We start from the raw sequence: 19096 nt of genomic DNA on the forward strand, positions 1-19096 counted from the left end.
GCGCTATCCCGTCAGTGCCCGACCGGGATCGACCCGGAGCGCCGCGCGCACGCCGAGCGTGCTCGCTGCCAGACAAACGACGACGACCACGCCGAACAGTGTCGCAATGTCCTCGGGCAGCATGACGATGCGGCGCGGAAACCAGCCGCTGAAGGCGTAGACGAGGGCGGTTCCGGCGAGGAAGCTGATCATGCCCATGAGCAGTGCCTGCTGCAGAATGAGGCCGACGATGGTGCGATCGGGGGCGCCGATCAGCTTCAAGGTCGCGATTTCCCTGATCTTGTCCATGGTCAGCGTGTAGATGATCAGCGCGATGACGACGGCGGAGACCAGCGTCAGCACGCTCATGAACATGCCGAGCTGGCGCCGCGCCCGCTCGATCACCGTACGGGTCAGCACCTGCGCCTGCTGCTCGTCGGTCAGCACCGAGAGATGCTTCCAGCGGCGGATCACCTCGGCCACCTCTTCGGGGCGAGTATCAGTGGCGAGCCGCGCGATAACAGCGTTGACCAGGTCGGTCTGGTTACGCTGCGCCCCGCGTGCCGTCTCGCGCCGCGCCGCCGCTGGCGAGAGGTCGAACTGCAGCTGCTGTGCATCCCGGAGCGACAGGTAGACGATCGAATCGCCGGACAGCGTGACGACGCCGGAGGTGATGCCGACCACGGTGTAGTCGTCGCGTCCGAGCCGCAGGACCTCGCCGAGAGCGAGGCCGGTCTGGCGATCGGCGATCAGCTCGAAGTGACTGCGCGTGATCTCGCGGCCCGCGACCAGCCGGATCGGCCCGCCCGGCCGCCCGGGCTCGTAGCCGACGACCTGCAACCTGATCCGCCGGCCGCCGCGGTCGATCTGCACATTCTGGAAAGTGATGGAGCCGGCTTCGACAACGCCGTTGATGCGGGCTACCAGCTCGCGCGTGTCGCCGGGCACGCGCGAGGATTCGGCGAAGGGGCCATGTGTCCCTGCCTCGACGACCCACAGATCCGCCCCGATCGCCTGCGACAGCGCCAGGGCATCCGCCGTCTGGCCGCGATAGATGCCCGCCATGGTTACCACGACGGCGAGCAACAGGCTCAGGCCGAGGCAGGTCAGGACGAAGCGCCCGAGCTTGTGGCGGATGTCGCGCCAGGCGAGATTCATCGCCGCGCCGTGCCCGCCGGCGTCACCGCATCGGCAATGGCGGCGCGCCGGCCGGCGCGGAGCCCGGTCACCGGGTCTCTGACAATCTCCGCCCCGTCAGGCACGCCGTCCCGGATCTCGACCCGCCCGTCGAGCGTGCGATGGCCAAAGGTCACCAGCCGCTGGTGCAGCACGCCATCCTCGACGGTCCAGACCTTCGCCTTGTGATCCCGCATCTCGGCGAGCGCGCCTTGCCTGACCAGGCGCGCGCTCGGCAGGACCGCCACTGTGACCACGATCTCGGCCTGCTCGCCGAGATGAAAGGCGAGCGGGCATCCGCCGCAGCGGACATAGACCCGGCGTTCCTCGTTGACCCGGTCGCTCTCGATATCGATGCGCGCCACCTTCGCCTGCATCGGCCGGTCCGGCGCCGACCGGCGAACGACCTCGGCCGGCTGTCCCACCTCGATCGGCCCGGCGCGCGCCTCGTCGATATAGGCGAGCGCCCAGATCGAGGCCGGATCCACCAGCGTGAACACCGCCTCATTGGGATTCAGCGCGGAGCCGAGCTCGCGATGCCGCGTCATCACGACGGCATCGTAGGGCGCGAACAGGCTGTACTTGGCGAGCCGCGCCTCCTCCAGCGCCAGCACCGCCTTGACCTGCTCGAGATTGGCGCGAGCGACGTTCACCGTGCTCCGCGCCTGGCCGAGATCGGCCTTCGCCACGTCGGCCGCGGCCTGGGTGTCGTCGGCAATCTCGCGCGACACGGCACCCCGCTCCACCAGCTCCTGACGGCGGCGATTGGCCGCCACTTTCTGCTTCTGAACGGCATCGGCCTTGTCGACGGCCGCTTCCGCCTGCTCGACACCGGCTTGCGCCTGTGCCACCGCCGCCCGCGCCTGGGCGACGCGCGCCTCCTGCTCGCGACTCTGCAGCCGCGCCAGCAAGGCGCCGGCCTTCACACTGTCGCCGTGATCGGCATGCAGCTCGATCAGGGTTCCCGGGATCTCTAAGCCGATGCGCGAGAGTGTCTGGGCCTCGATGGTGCCGAGACCGAAGACCTGGATGGGCACATTCTTCTCAATTGCGGCGACGGCGACGGCGACGGGCCGATACCACGCCCAGGCGGACATGGCCGCGACCGCGGCCAGCACGGCGACCGATCCCATCGCCCATCGTAGGTACCAACGTTTCGCCATCGATTTCCCCGGCAAGCGCAATCGCCGGTCTTTGCGGCGAGTTCCGGAAACTGCGGTGGCTTACTTGGCATCGCGACGCCGGGGCCGCCTTGATCGGCATCAACCTTGATCCTCCGGCCCAAGGCCAGACGCTTCTTGCCGGGTCCGCCAAAGTGGACCGGGCACGAGCGCTAGGGCAACTCGAAGCTGACGGCGATGGCGGCGGTGGCGATCACCGCCACGTCGCCGATCTCCTCGTCCGGCACATCGAGGCCGCCTTTCACCGCCCGCACCGTCACGGTGCCGTGCGGCAGGCTCTTCCGCACGGTCTCGACGTCGACCGCGTCCGGCTTCTGCACGCCGATCGTCACTTCGACCTGCATCTGCTTGGCGTCGAGCTTGAGCGTGCGGATCAAAGTGAGCGAGGAATGGTGCAGCGCGTCCTGCACGGCGCGCAGCGCCGCCTTGGTGTAGTCGCCGCCATGCAGGTCGTTGCCGCTGCCCATTTCGAGGATGACGCGCTTCGAGGCCATGGCGCGCTCCCTCAGATATCGAGCCGCACGACGGCGGCGGCATTGGCGATCACCGTCCTGTCGGTGCCGGCCTGGTTCGGAATCTCGAGCCCGCCTTCCACCACCGTCACCGTGCCGGTGCCGTGCGGCAGCACGGCGAGCACCGCCTGCTTGTCGACCTTGTCCGGCCGCGGCACGCCGATGGTCACGTCCACCCGCATGGCATCCGCCGACTGCCCGAGGGCCGAGGCAATGGTGAGCGAGTTGTGCCACAGCGCATCCTTCAGCGCCCGGACCGCCGCCTTGGTGTAGTCCGCCCCGCGGATATCGGTACCCATGCCGATCTGCAGCACCATGCGCCGATAGGCCATCGTTGCTTCTCCTGGAATATGGTCTCGGCTATCGGCCTGCTCTATTCGAGCTTCTGCCCCTGCAGCCCGTCGCCGAGGAAGATGTTCGGCCTGAGGAACATGGCGAGCAGCAGCGCGCCGTTCGGCGAGCGGGCGACATGGCGGTTGCCCTTCGGCCGCCAGACGAAATTGCCGGCGGTGCACACGCCCTCCTCGTCCTCGATCGAGCCTTCCAGCACATAGGATTGCTCGATCTCGACATGCTCGTGCAGGCCGAGCGCCGAGCCCGGCGCCCAGCGGAACAGGGCCGTCATCAGCCCGCTCCGCTCGTCCTTCAGCAGGATCTTCATGTCGATGCCGGGATAGGGCGTCGGCTTCCAGGGGATCTCGGCCACGTCGACATAGCGCGAGGCGAGGTCGCCGGGCTTCATGTCGGTGGCGTCCCATGCGGCACGGCCCGGCTCGCGGGTCGCCGCCATGTCCTGGCTCTTCGGCTTGGGAACGGCGCTCATCGGCCTCTCTCCTGACGAGGGATTCCATTCTGACGAGACACGCGGCTATGCGCCGCACCATAGACGGCCCATGAACACACGACAATCAGGCCTGCCGGCGGCGGCGAATCGCCGTGTCCACGCGACGGCGCTTGCGCACCCCAGGTCCAATGCGTATCTGCCACTCCCTCGATGGCCGAACGCCCCCCGCAAGAACGCCCCAATTCCACAACCGCCGCCGCCGCGGAGCTGAACCGATGTCGCTGTTCGAACGCTATCTGACGCTTTGGGTCGGGCTCTGCATCCTGGCCGGCATCGCCCTGGGCGAGACCGCACCGGCGCTGGTGGGTGCGCTTGCCGCGCTCGAATACGCGAACGTCAATTTCGCCGTTGCCGTGCTCATCTGGGCGATGGTCTATCCGATGATGATCGCGGTCGACTTCGCCGGCTTGCGGCGGATCGGCGAGCGGCCGAAGGGGCTGGTCATCACGCTGGTGGTCAACTGGCTGATCAAGCCCTTCACCATGGCGCTGCTCGGCGTCGCCTTCTTCAAATGGATCTTCGCCGGCCTGATTCCGCCCGCCGATGCCGACGGCTATATCGCCGGCCTGATCCTGCTCGGCGCCGCGCCCTGCACCGCCATGGTCTTCGTCTGGTCGCAGCTCACCCAGGGCGACGCGAACTACACGCTGGCGCAGGTCAGCGTGAACGACGCCGTCATGGTCTTCGCCTATGCGCCGATCGTCGCGCTGCTGCTCGGCGTCACCGACATCGCGGTGCCCTGGCAGACCCTGGTGCTTTCGGTGGTCCTCTACGTCGTGATCCCGCTGCTGGCCGGCATCGCGACGCGCTCGGCGCTGGCGCGCCGGGACGGCGATGCGGCGGTGGCGCGGTTCACCGCGGCGCTCAAGCCATGGTCGGTGCTCGGCCTGCTGGCGACCGTCATCCTGCTGTTCGCCTTCCAGGGCCGCGTCATTCTGGAACAGCCCTTCGTCATCCTGCTGATCGCGGTGCCGCTGGTCATCCAGAGTTACGGCATCTTCGCATTGGCCTATGGCGCCGCCTGGGCCTGGCGGGTGCCGTTCAGCGTCGCCGCGCCCTGCGCCATGATCGGCACCTCCAACTTTTTCGAGCTGGCGGTCGCCGTGGCGATCAGCCTGTTCGGCCTGACCTCGGGCGCCGCGCTGGCGACGGTGGTCGGCGTTCTGGTGGAGGTGCCGGTGATGCTGTCGCTGGTCGCCTTCGCCAACGCGACGAAACGCCACTTCCCTGCCGCCTAGGCTGCCGCCTTCAGCTTCGCCGCCATCTTCTCGGCGATCATGATGGTGGTGAGGTTGGTGTTGGCGCGGCAATCCGACGGCATGATCGAGGCGTCGATCACCCTGACCCCGTCCACCCCGCGCAACACGCATTCCGGATCGACCGCGCCGCGCGGGTCCTCATGCGCCGACATGCGGCAGGAGCCGCTCGCATGCTGCGCATCGGCCGCCTGCGCCATCAGGACATCGTTGATGGTGGCATCGTCGGCCTCGATGAACTCGGTCACCGCCCGATGCGTGCCGGCGAAATCGACCCGTTCCGCGATATCGGTCACCGCCCGGTGCGTCACCAGCTTGAACAGGCGCCGGCAGCCGTCGCGCAGCCGGATCAGGTCGCGCGCATCCGACAGCATGTTGGCCTCGACGATCGGGTCGATGCGCGGATCGGCCGAGCGAAGCCGCACCTCGCCGCGCGAGAAGACCTGGAACAGCGACACCACGAAGCCGCCGGCATGCGGCTTCTCGGGATCGTTGTCCTCGAAGCCGCGGTGGTTCATGCCCATGAAGATCATGTCGTTGAAGCCGCCGCCGGCGAGCCCGGACGAATACCGCACGCAGGAATTGGTATGGCGGAAATCGATGTCGCGCACCCGGTGCTCCGGCTTGACCTTGATATAGGCACGGGTCGCCGGATGCTCGATGAAGTTGCGGCCGATGGCGCGGTTCGCCGCCACCACCTCGATCCCGTGCGGCTTCAGCCAATCCGGATCGCCGATGCCCGAGCGCATCAGGATGGCCGGCGAGTGGCAGGCGCCGGCGCAGACCAGGATCTCGCTCGCCTTGTGCACCTGTCCGGCGACCTGCACGCCGACGGCGCGGCGGCCCTCGAACACGATCTTCTCGACCAGCGCGTTGCCGAGGATCCGCAGGTTGGCGCGGCCGCGCGCCGGCTCCAGGTAGGCTTCGTTGGTGGAGACGCGCTTGCCGTCCCGGTTGTTGATCGGATAGACGGCGACGCCGGTCGAATCCGGCGCGTTGAGATCCGGGTTCCATGGATAGCCGAGGTCGAGCGCGGCGGTGATCAGCGCCCGGTCGATCGGACCCCACTCGTTCTCCGGCGCGCGGTGTACCGGGACCGGGCCCGCCTTGCCGTGGAACTCGCCTTCGGCCGGGTCATCCTCCAGCGCGGCGAAGAAGGGCAGGACGTGTTCCGGCGCCCAGCCCTCGCAGCCCTGCTCGACCCAGTCCTCGAACGCCGCCATCACGCCGCGGATGGCGATCTGGCCGTTCATCATCGAGGTGCCGCCCATGCCGCGGCCACGCCAGTAAAAGGCCGGCTCCTGCCGCGCCGTGCGCCGGCACATCAGGCCCGGCCATTGCCAGATCTGCTGCAGCGCCGGATCGGCGATGATCCGGTGCGGGTTCGGGCTCAGCATCTCGGGCAGAACTTCGGCCGCCCGCCAGTCCCGCCCGGCCTCCAGCAGCAGCACCCGCGTGCCGGGCTTCTCCGTCAGCCGCGCGGCCAGCACCGCGCCGGCCGAGCCGGCGCCAACGACAATGTAATCCCAAGCGTCGCTCATCGCTCTCCCCTCGCCCGCAGCGATGATATCGGAAGCCGCGGCCCCGCGTGCTAGGTTCCGTTCGACACCTTTCACGGGATGCGGCCATGACCAGGAACATCATTGCGGAGCTGAAGCCGTTCGAGACCGATATCGCCGCCATCCGGCGCGACATCCACAAGCATCCCGAGACCGCCTTCGAGGAAGTGCGCACCGCCGACATCGTCGCCGAGAAGCTTTCTGCCTGGGGCATCGAGGTCAGCCGCGGTCTGGCCAAGACCGGCGTGGTCGGCACGCTCAAGGGCAAACGTCCGGGCCAGAAGGTGGTGGGGCTGCGCGCCGACATGGACGCGCTGAACCTGCAGGAGAAGAACGATTTCGCGCACCGCTCGGTGCATGACGGCAAGATGCATGCCTGCGGCCATGACGGCCACACCGCGATGCTGCTCGGCGCCGCGCGCTATCTGGCGGCCAGGCCGGACTTCGGCGGCACGCTGCACTTCATCTTCCAGCCGGCCGAGGAAGGCCTTGGCGGTGCCCGGGTGATGATCGAGGAAGGTCTCTTCACCAAGCATCCCTGCGACACCGTCTACGGCATGCACAACATGCCGGGCCTTGGCGTCGGCAAGTTCGCCATCCGCACCGGCGCCATGCTCGCCTCCTCCGACAGCTGGACGGTGACCTTCAAGGGCACCGGCGGGCACGGCGCCATGCCGTCCCGCGGTACCGATCCGACCATGCCGGCCGCCGCCTTCATCCAGGCGACGCAGACCATCGTCGGCCGCAACGTGCCCTCCTACGAGGCGGTGGTGGTCAGCGTCGGCCACATCGCCGCCGGCGCCTGGGGCTCGCCCAACGTGATCCCATCCGACGTGGTGGTGCGCGGCACGGCGCGCAGCTTCTCGCCTGCGATGCGCGACCTGGTGGAGCGGCGCCTCGGCGAGCTCGGCCGGAGCCTCGCCGAAGCGCATGGTTGCAGCGCCGAGCTGCACTACGAGCGGCGCTATCCAGTGCTGGTCAACGCCGCCGAGCAGACCAGCCTTGCCGTGAAGGCCGCGGCGATGACGGTCGGCGCCGACAACGTCAACCCGAACGTCATCCCGCTCGCCGGGGCGGAGGATTTCGCCTTCATGCTGGAGAAGAAGCCCGGCGCCTACATCATGATCGGCAATGGCGGGACGGAGGAAAGCGGCGGCTGCCACAACGTCCACACGCCGCTCTACGACTTCAACGACGACATCCTGACGCTCGGCGCCGCCTACTGGGTCAACCTGGTGCAGCTCGAGCTCGGCGACGCCGCCGCGGATTGATCGTACCGCGGCATCGATGCGCGCCACCGGCTGGCTCGATGACGACCTGCTCCAGCCGGTGCGCCGACATCTGGCGCGCGGTATCCGTCGCCACCTGACGGAAGGCGCGCCGCTGCTGATCGCCGGCCAGCCGGCCGCGGCATTCGCCTATATCGAAGCAGGCCTGATCCAATCGACCCTGCTGCGCCCCGACGGCGAGCACCTGATCGTCGAGCGTATCGGGCCGGGCTCGATCTGCGGCGAAGGCCCGCTGCTGCACGGCGAGGCGCCGGCCGTGGAGATGGTCGCGCTCGAGCCGACCGCCGTGATCCTGTTCGACCGCGCCTTGACGCAACAGCTGTTCCGCGAGGACGCCGAATTCGCGCTCGCCATCGCGCGGATCCTCAGCGTCAAATACCGTCGCCTGCTCGACCGATTCGGTGCCATCGCCGACCGCCGGCCGGCAGAACGCCTGCTGGAGCTGCTGTCGCGCCTGGCCCGGCTCTGGGGCGAGCCGCATCCGCGCGGCCTGCTGATCCGCACCAGCCTCACGCACGAGGACATGGCGGCCATGACCGGCCTGTCGCGTGTCACCGTTACCCGTGGCCTCACCGGTCTGAGGCGCTCGGAGCAGATCGACATCGTGGACGGGAGCTACCTGCTGATCGGCGGCTGAGCGTCGATCCCGTCGATCAGCAGCACGGTGCCGTCGGTGGCGGCGACGCGGTCCTTGGCGATTTCCTGGTATTCGGGCGACATCGCCCAGCGGCGCCAGCTCTCGCGGTCCTTGAAGCTCATGAGAATGATCTTGTCGAACGGCCAGTCGCCCTGCAGCGGCTCCGGCTGCTCCTGGGCGGCGAGCAGCCGGCCGCCATACTGGATCAGGATCGGCATGAAGCCGGCGACGTAGCGCTCGTAGCGCGCGCGGTCGTGGATACGGATCTGCGCCAGGGCATAGACGGTCATGCTGGCTCTCCTGCCGACACGTGAGGATGCGCGGCAAAGCAGTCGAGCCCGCCCTTGAACTCCTTCTGCGCCATGATCTCCGGCAGCCATTGCCTGAGCCAGGCATCGGACAGATCGAGCCCGTTGGCGCGCAGATAAGGCTGCGCCTCGGCGATCATCATGTCGAGATCAGCCGCCAGCCTGAGATGCTTGTTGCGGTCCTCGTAGGGCTCGAGGCCGAGCGCCTCGACCAGCAGGTCGGTGAAGTTCAGCACCTGGTGCCGCCCGCCCGCCTCGCTCGCCGCGAAGGCACCGTGGCAGCCGTGATAGAGCGTCACCAGCGCATCGGCACCGGTCGCCGCGACGCGGTCGAGCAGGTGCCCATGCTCCTTGGCCTGCAGCGCGGGCGCCCGGCCGCAGCCGGAGCCGCCGCAGGTATAGCCGGACTCGTAGACCGTCTCGACCAGGTCGAGGCCCGGGATCGCCTGCAGCAGGCGTGCGACTGCCTCGCCCACATTGCGATAGCCGGTATGGGCATGCAGCACGACGCGCCGCGGGATCGGGCGGACGAACTTCCCGGCCAGGCCCTCCAGCCGCGCGACCAGGAACTCGGTGACATGGTTCATGTCGAACGAGCTCGCATGGAAATTCGCCAGGCTCTCGGTCAGGTGCAGCTGGCAGGTCGGGCACCAGTTCAGCACCTTCTCCGGCGTGAAGTCGGCGAAGCGGGCCAGCGTGTTGCGCGCCACGCGCCCGCCGGTCTCGATCTCACCCTGCCACTTGGTATGGATCACGCCACAGCAGGCAGACGGCCCGCCGACCACCTCGTAGTCGACGGCCAGCGCGTCCAGCACCGCCATCGTGTTGAACAGAAGGTGCGGCGTGCGCAGCGCGTTGCAGCCGGTATAGAACACGACCGGCGCCTGCCGCGCCGCGCGCGGGGCGGCGAGCCGGCGCAGTTCCTCCGGCTCGAGCTGCATCGCCAGCATCATCTTGATGGCGCGCGACATGCGGCGGAACAGCTGCGGCGTCTCGCTCTTCGCCCGCGCGCCCTGCGTCAGCGCCAGGATCAGCATCTGGCGCGGGTTGACGGCTTCGGGACAGGCCGGGATGCAGTCGCCGCAGCCATTGCAGCTCTCGGTCCAGCGCGCCGCCGCCGCCGATAGCGGCGTCGCATCCGCAAGGTAGCACCGCACCGAGCCGGCGAGCTCGGCCGAGCTTGCCCCGCCGGGATCGGCGAAGGGCGCCACCGGACAGGCCGCGTGGCAGGCGCCGCAGGCGGTGCAGCGGCCCGCGATCGCCTCGGCTTCCGCCGCGAAATATTCCTTCAGCGAGGTCGACATCGCCGCCTCCCTCAATCCAGCACAGCCACGGCCTCGATGTCGAACATCATATCCGGATGGATCAGCCTGCTCACCCCTACGGCGGTCGCCGCCGGCCGGCCGCGCAGATAGCGCGCGCGGATATCGCGCGTGCCTTCGAAGGCGTCGAAATCGGTGACGTACATCGTCACCTTGACCACCTGCTCCCACCGCGCGCCGGCGGCGCGCAGCACGTCGCCGATGTTCTCGAAGCATTGCTCGACCTGGCGGCGCATGTCGCCCGCGCCGACCACCCGCCCCTCCGGGTCGCGCGCCGTCATCCCAGCGGTGAACAACAGCTTCCCCTCGACCCCGACGCCGAGCGAGAACAGCGCCGACGCTTCCCAAGGCTTGCCGCAGGTGATCAGATCGCGCGTCATAAGCTGCCTCCGCCCATGGACCGATGGCAGGATGCGGCAATCGAGAATCCGGCGCTGTATCGCGCGATACAGCGCCGCGCCATGCAGGGGAGGAAGCCGGCACATGGACATGATGCTGGTGGGTACGCATATCGCCCGCTGGGGCCGGCGCCAGCCGGGCAAGACCGCGCTGATCGACGGCGAGCGCCGTCTCAATTGGGGTGAGCTCGACCGGCGCTCGGATCGCGTCACCGCGGCGCTACAGGCGCGCGGCATCCGCCGCGGCGACAAGATCGGCTTCATCGCCGAAGCCTGCCTCGAATGGGTGATCGCCTATCTCGGCATCGTCAAGCTCGGCGCCGTGGCGGTGCCGCTCAACTACCGTCTTACGCCGGCCGAGCTCGCCGACAGCTATGGCGACGCGGAATGCCGCCTGCTGTTCACCACGCGCGAGTTCAACGGCGCGGTACAGGCCGAATCCGTCTCGCTCGAGGAGCTTGCCGCCTTCGAGACGGATCGGATCGACGACGCCCCGCCGGCGGAAGTCCATGCCGAGGATCCGAACGTCATCCTGTTCACCGGCGGCACCACCGGCCGCTCCAAGGGCGTGGTGCTGACCCATGCCAACCTGTTCTGGAACTCGGTCAACATGGTGACCGATACCCATATGCGGCAGGACGACAACACCATCCTGGCGACGCCCTTGCACCATTCGGCGGCGTTGAACTGCTGGCTCTTGCCGCATCTCTATCTCGGCGCCACGGCGACGATCCTGCGCAAGTACTCGGCCGAGGCGATGCTGCGCGCCATCGCGGGCGCCCGCGCGACCAACGGCTTCACCCCGCCCTCGATGGCGCGCGAGCTGTTCCTGCATCCGCTGGCCCGCGAGCTCGATATCGCGTGCTTCAAGCGCTGGTATATCGGCGGCGGCATCCTGCCGCGCCAGGACCGCGAGAAGATCCACGCCCTGCTGCCGGATGCGCGCATCTACTACCAGTACGGCATCACCGAGGCCGGCCCGATCGCCACCGTGCTGCGCGAGGAGGATTACGAGGCCGCGCCGGATTCGATCGGCCGCGCCTTCACCAATATCGAGGCCTGCATCCTGCGCGAGGACCTGTCGCCGGCCGATGCCGACGAGGTGGGCGAACTCTGCCTGAGAGGCCCGAGCGTCACGCCCGGCTACTACAAGCGCCCGGAGGCGAACAAAGCCGCGTTCCATCGCGGCTGGCTCCGCACCGGCGACATGGCGCGGATGGACGCGGCCGGCTTTATCTATTTTCACGACCGGCTGAAGGACATGATCAAGACCGGCGGCCTCAACGTGTTCAGCCAGGAGGTCGAGTATGTCCTCGCCAGGCACCCCGCGGTGCGCGAGGTCGCGGTGCTCGGCCTGCCGTCGGAGAAATGGGGCGAGGAGGTCACCGCCATCGTCGCGCTGCGCGACGGCGCGGCGGCGAGCCCGGAAGAGCTCGCCGCCCACGCGCGCGCCACGCTCGCCGGGTTCAAAGTGCCGAAGAGCTTCCGCTTCATCCCCTATGCGGAGATGCCGATCAACTATTCCGGCAAGATCCTGAAACGCGAGCTGCGCGCGCGGCTCATTCCGAAATGACTATGCCGGCTCGGCGTCGCGCTTCGCCCACATCGCCTTGAAGGCCGGGCGCGACTGGCAGGCAGCGATCCACTTCTTCACGTTCGGTGCCGCCTCGAACAGCTCCGGCGCCGCCTGCGCGTAGCGGCAGATCTCCGCCGTGTTGAGATCGGCGACGGTGAAGCGCCCGCCGACCAGGAAGCCGGTCCTGGCCAGCGCCGCGTCCAGCACCGCGAACGGCGCCTTGAGCTGCGCATAGGCTGCCGCGGCCGCCTTCTCGTCCTTCGCCACCGTGGGGCTGCCGAGGCGGAGATACATGGCGTTGAGCGCCCGGCCCTCGACCTCGGTCGCCGCCCACAGCGCCCACATGGCCATCTCGCCGTCCTCGCGCACATCCTTCGGGGCCAGCGGCCCGCCATGCTTCTTGGCGAGGTAGAGGTTGATGGCGAGGCTCTCGTGCAGGATCACGCCGTCATCGTCGATCGAGGGGATGTGGCCGTTCGGGTTGATCCGCATGAACTCGGCCGAGCGCGTCGACAGCCATGATGGATCGGCGGCGGCGCTCTTGCGGTAATCCTGGATCACCGGCACGTGCTTGAACCCTACGCCGAGTTCCCCGGCGAGCCAGAGATTGCGCGAGGCGCGCGAGCGATAGACGCCGTAGATGGTGAGCATGTGGTCGACCCCCTGAAATGCCGCCTGACACTGCCGTGCAAGGGTGCCGGGCGGTAGCGCAAATTCGGCGCAGCAGCGAGGCCGCGAAGGCCGAACGACCCGGATTCGCGTAAATTCGCGCAACTTGGCCCCGCATGAGGTGCGGTTTTGACGGGAAAGTGGCATTAACCGTCAACTTCTCTTACATTCTGCTTGTAATGATTGTGCCATTGTCGAAGTATTGCAGTAAAATCAGTTAGATAACATCGCGGCATCCGATTTGCATTGCAACCATGAGCCACAAGGGGAAGGTGGGCGTGTCATGCGTTTCATGTCGATATCGGGTCTTGCGGCTTTAAGTATGGTCGCCATGTCGAGCGCGGCCGGCGCCGCTGTCCTCGATCAGAACAACTGGCCGGCGACGGCAAACTTCTTCGGCTCCAACTGGCAGCAGGAAGTGCGGTCCGGGATTGCGGGCCAGTTGACGCGGATCGAGATCTCGATCCTCGGCGAGCCGAACGGGCTCTCCTTCTCGCTCAACCGCGGCCAGGCCTGGCAGGCCGATGCGAATGACGTCGAGCTGAGCAATCTGGCCCCGGTCGGCGGCGTGCTGACGATCGACCTGACGGCCGCGAACATCCAACTCGATATCGGCGACTATTTCGTGTTCTCGGTCTTCGTGCCGCCCCCGGCTCCGATCGAGCCGCCGCCCGGCGGCATTTGCGCCTGCGTGATCATCCTGCCCTCGCCGCCGAGCTTGGGCGCCACCGACGACATCTATGACGACGGCGAACTCTATGTTGCCGGCCTGCCCTTCAGCGATCTCGACATCGCTTTCCGCACCTATGTCGAGCCGGCGAGCACGACGGATCCGGTGACGGTCGGCGAACCCGCAGGCCTGCTGCCGCTCGCCGCCGGCCTCGCCGCGCTGGCCGCCTTCCGCCGCCGCAAGGCCGGTTGAGCGGCTGCGCGCCGCCCACGGCCGAGGCACAGTGACGTCGCAGGGAGCGCGCTAGACTGCCGCCCGTGTCGAAAGCGGGGGGTGAGCCATGCAACAGCCGACGGCCGGCTTCGCCGTGCCGGTCACCGGCGCGCTGAAGCGCCGCGGCATTCGGCGGCGCGAGGCGCGCGTGACGCTCGCCGGCACCGCCTTGCAGATCGTCGGCGACGAGGGCGGCGTGCTGGCGGTTACGCCCGATCGCCTGCGCCGGCTGCGCAGCGGATGGGAGGAGACGAAGCGCGGGCCGAGCTATGAGACGCGGCTGTGGCTGGTCGGCGAAGCGAAGCCGGTGACCCTCTTCCTGAAGGACCGCGCCTATGCCGACTATGCCCGGGTGATCCGCGGCTTCGCCGGCGGCCTGCCGCTCGACCGGCTGGAAACCGGGACGACGCCGGCGGGTGCCCTGTTCCTGCCGGTTGCCATGGGCCTGCTGAGCCTCGCCGCGATCGGCATCAGCCTGTTCGTCATCACCGAGGAGCCGTGGTGGGGCCGGATGCTGGTGCCGATCATCCCGGTCGGCGTGTTCCTCTACGGGCTGCACACATTGCGCCGGATGTGGCCGAAGCCGGCGGCCGACCGCGCCGCCTTCGACCGCGCCGTCATGCGCTGAGCATGGCACGGCGCTTCCCACCGATGCGCGCAATGGTTGTCTCGGCGCAAGAGACGGCCTAGGGTCATGTCGGCGCCTGCCGCGTGCAGGCCCGCAGGGGAGGCAGGGACAAGGGGGACACGCCCATGAACGGCGATGCTCCATCTGCGAACCAGGCCGGCGGATCCGCGCCCGAACCCGGTGCCGCAAACGGCCGGCATGGCCGGTCGAGCGGCGTTCTTCTCGACCAGTTCTACGTGACCTTGCGCGCCGTCCAGCGCGGTATCGACCGGGCGGCCTTGCCGCCGGTCCAGGCCGGCAGCGCGGCGGGCGAGTCCATCGCGGCCATCCGCAAGGATATCGATGCCCTCCTCGCCCAGCCGCAGAGCTGGCGCAGCGCCTACGAGATCGAGCAGCTGCAATGCCAGCTCATGACCGGCGGCCAGTTGGATACCGAGCTCGGCCGCCGCCTCGACGAGGCGGAGGCGCGTAAGCTCGCCAGCGTGCCGGCGTTGAAGGCCCTGCTGGCAAAGCCGGAGGAAGGAACCGAGACGGAGCAGGCGGAACGAAAGCGTGCCGTGCTGCATCGCCTGGTGAACGACCTGCAATGGTTCTACACCCAGCGCTATCAGCGGCGCCGCACCGCGCGCGTGCTGAACGATCGGGTCAGCCTGGTCTTCCTCGCCGCCTTCGCCCTGGTGATCACCATGCTGCTCAGCCAACTCGTCTCGCTGCCGGCCAAGCAGTGGACCCCGCCCCGGCAACAGCCGACGGCACAGAGCCAACCGAGCGGAGGGCAATGACCATGCGCGGCGCCTGGAATCTCATCGTCTTCGGCCTCGTCTGCCTCGGGTTGATGGTGACGTTTCTGCTCTGGCATGCCCAGGCCGGCGAGCAGTCCTGGCTGATCTTCCGCTCCTATACCGGCTTGCTGGTCGGGATGAGCGCCGGACTGTTCGGCGCCGCGTTCAGCATGCTGACCCAATCGCAGCGGCGCGCCTCGCTGGGCACGCTGGAAGATGTCGATGTCGCGGTGGAATGGCATACGCTCGTCATCCGCGGCGCCTTCGGCATCGGCGCGGCGACCATCCTGTATTTCTTCTTCGAGAGCGGCCTGCTGGAGGGCAGCCTTTGGCCGAAGCTCTACCAGCTCGGCGCGTATTATGTGGGCGAGAGGGACTGGCTGCGGGTGCCGAACCGCGATCTGGCGCTGCTGGTGATCTGGTGCTTCATCGCCGGGTTCTCGGAGAATTTCGTGCCGAACGTGCTGGTCGGCGCCGAGAACCGGACCAGCGAGAAATAGCCGGGCTGGCGCCTGGCACGCCGCTTGCCTAACCTGGGCCAGCCGCAAGCACCGGAGTGCCGCCCATGTCCGCCGCCCCCGCCATCAAGCTTCCCATCAATGATGTCCGCGCCCGCGTATCGCCGGAGGAATGGCAGGTGCGCGTCGACCTCGCCGCCGCCTACCGGCTGGTCGCGCTGCATGGCTGGGACGACCTGATCTACACCCATCTCTCGGCCCGGGTGCCGGGGCCGGAGCACCACTTCCTGATCAACCCCTTCGGCATGATGTTCGAGGAGGTGACGGCCTCCAGCCTCGTCAAGATCGACAGCCAGGGCGAGATCGTCCTCGACATCGGCTGGAAGATCAACAAGGCCGGCTTCGTCATCCACGGCGCGGTGCACGCGGCGCGCGACGACGCGCATGCCGTGCTGCACACCCACACCGAGGCCGGCATGGCCGTCTCGGCGCAGAAATTCGGCCTCTTGCCGCTCGACCAGACCGCGCTCTTCCTGACCCACGATATCGCCTATCACGACTTCGAAGGCATCGCCCTCGACATGGACGAGCGGGTGCGCCTGGTCGGCGACCTGGGCACCAAGAACAACATGATCCTGCGCAACCACGGCCTGCTCACCTGCGGCCGAACGGTCGCCGACGCGTTCAGCCGCATGTTCTTCCTGGAGAAGTCCTGCGCCGCGCAGATCAAGGCGCTCACCGCCGGCTACGAGAACCTGCACTTCCCGAGCGCGGAATCGCAGGCGACGGTGGAGGCGCAGGTGAAGGCGTTCAGCGGCGGCGGCAACGCGCTGGAATGGCCCGCGCTCCTCCGCAAGCTCGACCGCATCGACCCGAGCTATCGGGAGTAGAGCGTCAAGCATCTCTCTACGGGTTACCTCTGTGAGCAGGCCCTGGCCAAACATCGTCGGCTTCTTCCGCGATCTGGCTCCCGCCTGTCATGCCGCACCCGGATTTCAGCGCGCAGTTTGCGGAATTGCAGATGTCGCAGAGCACATCGAGCGATCGCCACTGCGGGAAATGCTGTACGGCTGGACGTCGATACATGACCTCTGCATCCAGCCCGCAGATCGGGAACCGTATTCGGGCCCGTTCCTTTGTATCTCACCGCTCCACTCCGGCGACATCGAGTTTCGCTATGTCGATACCGGGATCAAGGCTCGCCAATGGCACCGGAAAGTCCCGCCGACAGGCTCGGTCCCACGCCTCGAGCGCTTTCTCGACCAAGTCAGATGGGTTGCGCGGACGTCGTCGCCATGAATCAAGCCCGCCGCTTTCTTGGATTTGGCTTACGGGGAATTGATGCCTGACCTTTTCGCTTTCCCAATCACCACGCGCTGGAAGCCGCAGCACCCCGATCGCATCCAGATCTATTCGCTGCCGACGCCGAACGGCGTGAAGGTGTCGATCATGCTGGAGGAGAGCGGCCTGCCCTACGAGCCGCATCTCGTCGACATCGGCAAGAACGAGAGCCACTTGGCCGAGTTCAAGAGCCTGAACCCGAACGCCAAGATCCCGGCGATCATCGATCCCGATGGCCCGGGCGGAAAGCCGATCGGCATGTTCGAGTCCGGCGCCATCCTGATCTATCTCGCCGACAAGACCGGGAAGTTCATGCCGCAAGACCCGGCGCGCCGGTGGGAGACCATCCAGTGGGTGTTCTTCCAGATGGCGTCGATCGGCCCGATGTTCGGCCAGGTCGGCTTCTTCCACAAATTCGCTGGCAAGGACTACGAGGACAAGCGCCCGCTCGAGCGCTACGTGACGGAGACGAAGCGCCTGCTCGCCGTGCTCGACGAGCGCCTCGAGGGCCGCGCCTGGATCATGGGAGAGGATTACGGCATCGCCGATATCGCGAGCCTCGGCTGGGTGCGCAACCTGATCGGCTTCTACGAGGCGCGCGACCTCGTCGCCTATGACAGCCTAAAGCACGTGCCGGGCTGGCTCGACCGCGCCCTGGCGCGGCCGGCGGTGCAGCGGGGGCTGACGATTCCGAAGAGGGGGTAGCGCAAACGCTATGCTCGTGGCGACGGGGCAACAATGAGCGTTGGGACTGGCGTCGCGTTGGGCCTGGTAGTCATACAGGTAACGCTGGCGGAAGTTATTCGTCGCCGACTCAAGAGACACCACAGCAAGATATGGAACGAACTCGGGGAGCCGCATATCGGGGGCTCCTTTACATCTGAATGGAATTTCCTCTGGTTCGTGCTTCTTGGAAAGTCGCTTCGGCTTCAGGATCGCACCATCGCGGCGTGCACTATGGGGATCTATGTTTGCACCAGTGCCTTCCTGTACCTGATGTACTTTGCGCAATGGACGCACACTACGACGCTCGTGGATCTGCTTGCACCATTCGGATGAAACGCGGTGCATGTCGGCGCGCTCGGGAACTTGGGAGCGCCGGACTTCGATCAATGCCGTGGGATTACATTCTTCCAATCCTGCTCGCGGATGCTGACCAAGGATGCCGCACATCGAATGTGGGAGCTCACGATGAGCGAAGCAAAGCCGCGCGCGCCGCTCTTCCTCCCGCCCGGCAAGGGGCGCGCCTACGAGATGGGCCGCATCCAGGCGGTGTTCAAAGCCGATGGGGCCGAGAGCGCCGAGCGCTACTCGATCTCGGAATGGTGGCTGGAGCCGCATACCAAGGGGCCGGGCCCGCATGCGCATGACGAGGACGACGTGTTCTACGTGCTCGAAGGCACCATGAGCTTCCTGATCGGCGAAACCTGGCGCGACGCGCCGAAAGGCAGCTTCGTGCTGGCGCCGGGAGGCGTGACGCATGACTTCGAGAATCGCGGGCCGGTGCGTGCCGGCGTGCTGAACTTCTCCGTGCCCGGCGCCTTCGAGGCGGCGATGCCGGGCATCGTCGCCTGGTTCGCCGAGCATCCGCCGGGCGATACGCGTTTGGTTTCCGCGGACTTGCTTTGATATCTAATTTTGATATCATGCCACCATGAACTCGCAGCAGCGGCGGACGCTGGCCCGCATCTTTGCCGAGCCGACGGCCGCCGATCTGAGGTGGAGCGAGATCGAAGGTCTGTTCCGGGCGCTGGGTGCCGAGATCAGCGAGGGGTCCGGCAGCCGCGTCCGCGTTGCGCTGATGGGCGTGCGCGCCGTGTTTCATCGGCCGCATCCGAGCCCGGAAACGAAGCGCGGCGCCGTGCGCGCGGTGCGGGACTTCCTGATGGCGGCCGGCGTCGCGCCGGACCCGGAGTGACGAGTATGCTGGAATACAAAGGCTATGTCGGAACCGTCGAAGCGGACGAAGGCACCTTCGCCGGGCGCGTCATCGGCCTGCGCGACGTGATCACCTTCGAAGGCGCGAGCTTCGCCGAGGTCGAGCAGGCGTTCCGCGACAGCATCGACGACTACCTCGCCTTCTGCGCCGAGCGCGGCGAGGCGCCGGACCGGCCCTATAGCGGCAAGATTCCACTCCGCATCGATCCTGAACTGCATCGACGCGCGGCGACGCGCGCCGAGGCGGAGGGGTTGAGCCTCAACCAGTGGATCGCGCGGAAGATCGAGACGGCGGCGTGA

General features: G+C 67.6%; 23 protein-coding genes. 13 read left to right on the forward strand and 10 right to left on the reverse strand.

Going from position 1 to position 19096, the window contains the following annotated elements:
- Positions 1-3: 3 nt before the first annotated feature.
- The 5 genes from DT074_RS16665 to DT074_RS16685 form a co-directional block, all read right to left on the reverse strand.
- Positions 4-1137, reverse strand: coding sequence for an ABC transporter permease (locus DT074_RS16665; RefSeq protein ID WP_119420986.1), 1134 nt, complete (start codon positions 1135-1137; stop codon positions 4-6).
- Complete coding sequence (locus tag DT074_RS16670; protein ID WP_119420987.1) at positions 1134-2318, reverse strand: efflux RND transporter periplasmic adaptor subunit; 1185 nt, start codon at positions 2316-2318, stop codon at positions 1134-1136. Before DT074_RS16670 ends, DT074_RS16665 begins: the two co-directional genes overlap by 4 nt.
- Positions 2319-2488: 170 nt before the next feature.
- Positions 2489-2830, reverse strand: a complete 342-nt coding sequence (locus DT074_RS16675; protein ID WP_119420988.1) for a Lin0512 family protein — start codon at positions 2828-2830, stop codon at positions 2489-2491.
- Between the two features lie 11 nt (positions 2831-2841).
- Positions 2842-3180 (reverse strand): Lin0512 family protein, encoded by a 339-nt coding sequence (locus DT074_RS16680; protein ID WP_119420989.1) that lies wholly within the window; start codon positions 3178-3180, stop codon positions 2842-2844.
- 41 nt (positions 3181-3221) lie between these two features.
- Positions 3222-3590, reverse strand: coding sequence for a cupin domain-containing protein (locus DT074_RS16685; RefSeq protein WP_162914963.1), 369 nt, complete (start codon positions 3588-3590; stop codon positions 3222-3224).
- Positions 3591-3907: 317 nt separating this feature from the next.
- On the opposite strand from DT074_RS16685, the gene arsB reads away from it, so the two are divergent.
- A complete protein-coding gene (gene arsB / locus DT074_RS16690; protein WP_119420990.1) occupies positions 3908-4930 on the forward strand; it encodes an ACR3 family arsenite efflux transporter in 1023 nt (340 codons plus the stop codon).
- On the opposite strand, the gene DT074_RS16695 is transcribed toward arsB, so the two are convergent.
- A complete protein-coding gene (locus DT074_RS16695; protein WP_119420991.1) occupies positions 4927-6489 on the reverse strand; it encodes a GMC family oxidoreductase in 1563 nt (520 codons plus the stop codon). The genes arsB and DT074_RS16695 overlap by 4 nt on opposite strands.
- Before the next feature lie 86 nt (positions 6490-6575).
- Between DT074_RS16695 and DT074_RS16700 the strand changes: the two genes are divergently transcribed.
- Together DT074_RS16700 and DT074_RS16705 are read left to right on the forward strand one after the other, a co-directional pair.
- Positions 6576-7778 (forward strand): M20 aminoacylase family protein, encoded by a 1203-nt coding sequence (locus tag DT074_RS16700; protein ID WP_119420992.1) that lies wholly within the window; start codon positions 6576-6578, stop codon positions 7776-7778.
- A gap of 16 nt (positions 7779-7794) precedes the next feature.
- A complete protein-coding gene (locus tag DT074_RS16705) occupies positions 7795-8433 on the forward strand; it encodes a Crp/Fnr family transcriptional regulator (protein ID WP_119420993.1) in 639 nt (212 codons plus the stop codon).
- Here DT074_RS16705 and DT074_RS16710 read toward each other — a convergent pair.
- The 3 genes from DT074_RS16710 to DT074_RS16720 are packed head-to-tail and all read right to left on the reverse strand — an operon-like array spanning position 8412 to position 10443.
- Positions 8412-8723 carry a DUF1330 domain-containing protein gene (locus DT074_RS16710; RefSeq protein WP_119420994.1) on the reverse strand — a complete coding sequence of 104 codons (312 nt, stop codon included), beginning with the start codon at positions 8721-8723 and terminating at the stop codon, positions 8412-8414. The two genes, DT074_RS16705 and DT074_RS16710, sit on opposite strands and share 22 nt — an antisense overlap.
- Positions 8720-10045, reverse strand: a complete 1326-nt coding sequence (locus DT074_RS16715) for a (Fe-S)-binding protein (RefSeq protein WP_119420995.1) — start codon at positions 10043-10045, stop codon at positions 8720-8722. Before DT074_RS16715 ends, DT074_RS16710 begins: the two co-directional genes overlap by 4 nt.
- 11 nt (positions 10046-10056) lie before the next feature.
- Positions 10057-10443: a RidA family protein gene (locus DT074_RS16720; RefSeq protein WP_162914959.1), complete on the reverse strand. Its 387-nt coding sequence runs from the start codon at positions 10441-10443 to the stop codon at positions 10057-10059.
- Between the two features lie 103 nt (positions 10444-10546).
- On the opposite strand from DT074_RS16720, the gene DT074_RS16725 reads away from it, so the two are divergent.
- Positions 10547-12034, forward strand: a complete 1488-nt coding sequence (locus DT074_RS16725; RefSeq protein WP_368744727.1) for a class I adenylate-forming enzyme family protein — start codon at positions 10547-10549, stop codon at positions 12032-12034.
- Here the strand turns inward: DT074_RS16725 and DT074_RS16730 are convergent, their stop codons facing one another.
- Positions 12035-12688, reverse strand: a complete 654-nt coding sequence (locus tag DT074_RS16730; RefSeq protein ID WP_119420997.1) for a glutathione S-transferase family protein — start codon at positions 12686-12688, stop codon at positions 12035-12037.
- A gap of 349 nt (positions 12689-13037) precedes the next feature.
- Between DT074_RS16730 and DT074_RS16735 the strand changes: the two genes are divergently transcribed.
- From DT074_RS16735 to DT074_RS16780, 9 genes are all read left to right on the forward strand, one after another.
- A complete protein-coding gene (locus DT074_RS16735) occupies positions 13038-13628 on the forward strand; it encodes a hypothetical protein (RefSeq protein WP_162914960.1) in 591 nt (196 codons plus the stop codon).
- An 88-nt stretch (positions 13629-13716) separates the two neighbouring features.
- On the forward strand, positions 13717-14277 hold the full coding sequence (locus DT074_RS16740) for a hypothetical protein (RefSeq protein WP_119420999.1): 561 nt from the start codon (positions 13717-13719) through the stop codon (positions 14275-14277).
- Between the two features lie 125 nt (positions 14278-14402).
- Entirely contained in the window at positions 14403-15059 is a 657-nt protein-coding gene (locus tag DT074_RS16745; RefSeq protein ID WP_119421000.1) for a hypothetical protein, read from the forward strand.
- Between the two features lie 2 nt (positions 15060-15061).
- Positions 15062-15559: a hypothetical protein gene (locus DT074_RS16750; protein ID WP_119421001.1), complete on the forward strand. Its 498-nt coding sequence runs from the start codon at positions 15062-15064 to the stop codon at positions 15557-15559.
- A gap of 65 nt (positions 15560-15624) precedes the next feature.
- Positions 15625-16407 carry a class II aldolase/adducin family protein gene (locus tag DT074_RS16755; protein ID WP_119421002.1) on the forward strand — a complete coding sequence of 261 codons (783 nt, stop codon included), beginning with the start codon at positions 15625-15627 and terminating at the stop codon, positions 16405-16407.
- 451 nt (positions 16408-16858) lie between these two features.
- Positions 16859-17563 carry a glutathione S-transferase N-terminal domain-containing protein gene (locus tag DT074_RS16760; RefSeq protein ID WP_119421003.1) on the forward strand — a complete coding sequence of 235 codons (705 nt, stop codon included), beginning with the start codon at positions 16859-16861 and terminating at the stop codon, positions 17561-17563.
- 486 nt (positions 17564-18049) lie between these two features.
- Positions 18050-18487, forward strand: coding sequence for a cupin domain-containing protein (locus tag DT074_RS16770; RefSeq protein ID WP_368744728.1), 438 nt, complete (start codon positions 18050-18052; stop codon positions 18485-18487).
- A gap of 25 nt (positions 18488-18512) precedes the next feature.
- Entirely contained in the window at positions 18513-18776 is a 264-nt protein-coding gene (locus tag DT074_RS16775) for a type II toxin-antitoxin system HicA family toxin (RefSeq protein ID WP_119421005.1), read from the forward strand.
- Positions 18777-18781: 5 nt separating this feature from the next.
- Positions 18782-19096, forward strand: a complete 315-nt coding sequence (locus DT074_RS16780; RefSeq protein WP_368744729.1) for a type II toxin-antitoxin system HicB family antitoxin — start codon at positions 18782-18784, stop codon at positions 19094-19096.

The organism is Desertibaculum subflavum (genome assembly GCA_003576705.1).
Classification (GTDB): domain Bacteria; phylum Pseudomonadota; class Alphaproteobacteria; order Ferrovibrionales; family Ferrovibrionaceae; genus Desertibaculum; species Desertibaculum subflavum.

Bases quoted from the DNA above. Each gene is read 5' to 3' on its own strand.
- DT074_RS16665 (WP_119420986.1), bottom strand. From the start codon at position 1,137: ATGAATCTCGCCTGGCGCGACATCCGCCACAAGCTCGGGCGCTTCGTC.
- DT074_RS16670 (WP_119420987.1), bottom strand. From the start codon at position 2,318: ATGGCGAAACGTTGGTACCTACGATGGGCGATGGGATCGGTCGCCGTG.
- DT074_RS16675 (WP_119420988.1), bottom strand. From the start codon at position 2,830: ATGGCCTCGAAGCGCGTCATCCTCGAAATGGGCAGCGGCAACGACCTG.
- DT074_RS16680 (WP_119420989.1), bottom strand. From the start codon at position 3,180: ATGGCCTATCGGCGCATGGTGCTGCAGATCGGCATGGGTACCGATATC.
- DT074_RS16685 (WP_162914963.1), bottom strand. From the start codon at position 3,590: ATGAAGCCCGGCGACCTCGCCTCGCGCTATGTCGACGTGGCCGAGATC.
- arsB (WP_119420990.1), top strand. From the start codon at position 3,908: ATGTCGCTGTTCGAACGCTATCTGACGCTTTGGGTCGGGCTCTGCATC.
- DT074_RS16695 (WP_119420991.1), bottom strand. From the start codon at position 6,489: ATGAGCGACGCTTGGGATTACATTGTCGTTGGCGCCGGCTCGGCCGGC.
- DT074_RS16700 (WP_119420992.1), top strand. From the start codon at position 6,576: ATGACCAGGAACATCATTGCGGAGCTGAAGCCGTTCGAGACCGATATC.
- DT074_RS16705 (WP_119420993.1), top strand. From the start codon at position 7,795: ATGCGCGCCACCGGCTGGCTCGATGACGACCTGCTCCAGCCGGTGCGC.
- DT074_RS16710 (WP_119420994.1), bottom strand. From the start codon at position 8,723: ATGACCGTCTATGCCCTGGCGCAGATCCGTATCCACGACCGCGCGCGC.
- DT074_RS16715 (WP_119420995.1), bottom strand. From the start codon at position 10,045: ATGTCGACCTCGCTGAAGGAATATTTCGCGGCGGAAGCCGAGGCGATC.
- DT074_RS16720 (WP_162914959.1), bottom strand. From the start codon at position 10,443: ATGACGCGCGATCTGATCACCTGCGGCAAGCCTTGGGAAGCGTCGGCG.
- DT074_RS16725 (WP_368744727.1), top strand. From the start codon at position 10,547: ATGGACATGATGCTGGTGGGTACGCATATCGCCCGCTGGGGCCGGCGC.
- DT074_RS16730 (WP_119420997.1), bottom strand. From the start codon at position 12,688: ATGCTCACCATCTACGGCGTCTATCGCTCGCGCGCCTCGCGCAATCTC.
- DT074_RS16735 (WP_162914960.1), top strand. From the start codon at position 13,038: ATGTCGAGCGCGGCCGGCGCCGCTGTCCTCGATCAGAACAACTGGCCG.
- DT074_RS16740 (WP_119420999.1), top strand. From the start codon at position 13,717: ATGCAACAGCCGACGGCCGGCTTCGCCGTGCCGGTCACCGGCGCGCTG.
- DT074_RS16745 (WP_119421000.1), top strand. From the start codon at position 14,403: ATGAACGGCGATGCTCCATCTGCGAACCAGGCCGGCGGATCCGCGCCC.
- DT074_RS16750 (WP_119421001.1), top strand. From the start codon at position 15,062: ATGCGCGGCGCCTGGAATCTCATCGTCTTCGGCCTCGTCTGCCTCGGG.
- DT074_RS16755 (WP_119421002.1), top strand. From the start codon at position 15,625: ATGTCCGCCGCCCCCGCCATCAAGCTTCCCATCAATGATGTCCGCGCC.
- DT074_RS16760 (WP_119421003.1), top strand. From the start codon at position 16,859: ATGCCTGACCTTTTCGCTTTCCCAATCACCACGCGCTGGAAGCCGCAG.
- DT074_RS16770 (WP_368744728.1), top strand. From the start codon at position 18,050: ATGAGCGAAGCAAAGCCGCGCGCGCCGCTCTTCCTCCCGCCCGGCAAG.
- DT074_RS16775 (WP_119421005.1), top strand. From the start codon at position 18,513: ATGAACTCGCAGCAGCGGCGGACGCTGGCCCGCATCTTTGCCGAGCCG.
- DT074_RS16780 (WP_368744729.1), top strand. From the start codon at position 18,782: ATGCTGGAATACAAAGGCTATGTCGGAACCGTCGAAGCGGACGAAGGC.